Here is a 2,246-nt window from a genome sequence, read left to right on the forward strand (position 1 = left end):
TAATACTTACCTAAAGTTAAAAAATATCACACTTTTTAAACTTTTAATCCGTACTATTTTTGGGGAAGCTTACAATATAATGAATTATCTAATCCATTAAAAAACCATTTTTCACAGATATAAAAACACTCATACATCAACTTTGGAACTTCCAAAGAATCTGATTTTAACTCATAACTTTTATCTTGAAAAAAGAGGTAATTATGTTCGATTTTTAAAGAAAATACCCCATATATCCTATTTTTAAGTATTAAATTCATAGTGCCTGATTAGTTTACATCTACAATCACATATATTTTATTATCAAAATTGCTAACCAACCATGTTATTAAAATCTTGTAACGCATCTGCTTTCCCTTGTGCTGTATTAGGTCTCGTAGGAAAAACATCAACTCGTAACCCAAAAGCGTTGTTCCAAATTGTTTCAAAAATCTCATCTTTTTTTGAACCCTGAAAAAGTCCTTGCATTTTAGTTTTAGCTTCTGATAAATTAGTTTTTCGGTCATTAAACACATATCTTAACTCTGCCATGCTTCCAATTTGCGAAAGATAACTCATTAACTGCTCGGCGGATGCCGTTGTGTTGAGGCTTGTTGTGGTTTTATAGCTCTTGAACTCAACAAATCGTATTTGGTCATTTACTCTTATGTCATACTGTCGATTTGGATAAGGTGCTGTTGGTGGAAAATTCTGATCAATGGCATCTGTATTGTCTGCAAAGGAACGTTCAACCATGTATTTTATCATGTGTTGAGCACCATCACGCCCAATACTCGGTATATTTCGTACTTCGCCCTCTGGCTCAACTTCGTAACTGATATTACTTGCAAAAACTTCCCGGTTGTACCAGCCCATAAAACCCGTTTCATTATGATGTTTCTCATATACCTCGGCTGTATTGAGCAATATGTCTTCTAATTCTGGCAATGATGCCAAGCCCTGATTTCCACAAATTTTACATCTTGATTGGTCATATTTCTGAATAAAAGATACTATTGTTCCTCCATTATTGGTAAATGCCGCTAATTTATTAGGATTATTTTGGATGGTACGAACTGCTTGTAAAATTTCATAGTCTTGTTTGAATTTTGAGGTTGGTTTTGCATCATAAACCACTTTCCAAGCATCTATCAGCCCCACCGTCAAGCTATTTATATTGCCACAAAGATAGGCATTTCCACCGCAGGTGCTTGGGGCTATATCCCCAAAAAACGCTTGAATCTCTCCACTCGTGAAACTCAGTAGCCTAGTCACGATTGGTCGTAAGCTCGCTACCGTTGGAAATGTACTGCATAACTTTGTTACACCTGCATTGCCGTTGGTGCCACCTCGGGCTTGGAGTGTGTTAAGGTCTTGGCATAGGGTGTATTCGGTATTGTCTTCCCCGCTTGCTGGCTTTAGTACCGTTTTGCCACAGTAAACACATTTGCTGTCGTCGCCTATTTTATAGGTTTTACCATCTTTTATCAAGACAATTGGTTGGGTCGATGTCATGCTTGAGGTCTTTAGCCTTACCAAAATGTTTTGAACTGAGTTGATGGTGCTTTGCAATACCTCATACGTTCCTGAACTACTGCTTAATGCCTCGCCTGTTTGGTCTAGTATTTGGCTTGCATTTACCTCGGCTACTGCGCTGGCTTGACTCACGATGCTGCTTATCTCTGATGAGTTTCCATTAATTAGACCACTTGCCACATTGGGTACTCGCATTACCGTTTCGATGATGCCACTATTATCTATGATACGAGCTTCTACTTGAGGGCTTCCTGTAAGGGTCATTATACCCAATGTACCCGTTAGAGTGGTCGAACGTACCCACTTTAAGGCTTTATCCTTGATTCCTAGCCATGAGTTCACCCATGATTGTACACGGCTTACACTGCTCAAGATGCCCGAACTTGGCGTACTGCCTGAGACTAATATTGCCTTGGAGAAGTCCGCAAAAAAAGTTGGATTTTCCAATCTCGTCAATACATCGTCTGAAACGTTTTGTAGAGCATCTGCCAATTGGGTTCGTTCGGCACGAGTTAAGGTCATCAAATTCGCAAACAAATTTGGTCGAAGCCAAGCCAATTTTGCCCCCAATAACGCTGAGGATGACAAAGAAAACTTTGAAAATGATAAGCCACTGTTCAATAAACCAGCGATAACGGCCGTTGTGGCTGCTCTTAGGGTAGCTTGGTTGTAGTTTACTTTGCTTAAATCTTTGGTTTGTTTGTACTGGTCATAAATGTCTTGCACTCCTG

General features: G+C 39.1%; 1 protein-coding gene. It reads right to left on the minus strand.

Annotation, left to right across the window (positions count from 1 at the left end):
• Window positions 1–312 precede the first annotated feature (312 nt).
• Window positions 313–2,246, minus strand: a 1,934-nt coding sequence (locus tag GVN22_RS26995; RefSeq protein ID WP_166554110.1) for a hypothetical protein, incomplete at its 5' end; no start/stop codon positions are given.

It is taken from the genome of Cellulophaga sp. BC115SP, assembly GCF_009905545.1.
GTDB lineage: Bacteria > Bacteroidota > Bacteroidia > Cytophagales > Spirosomataceae > Flectobacillus > Flectobacillus rivi.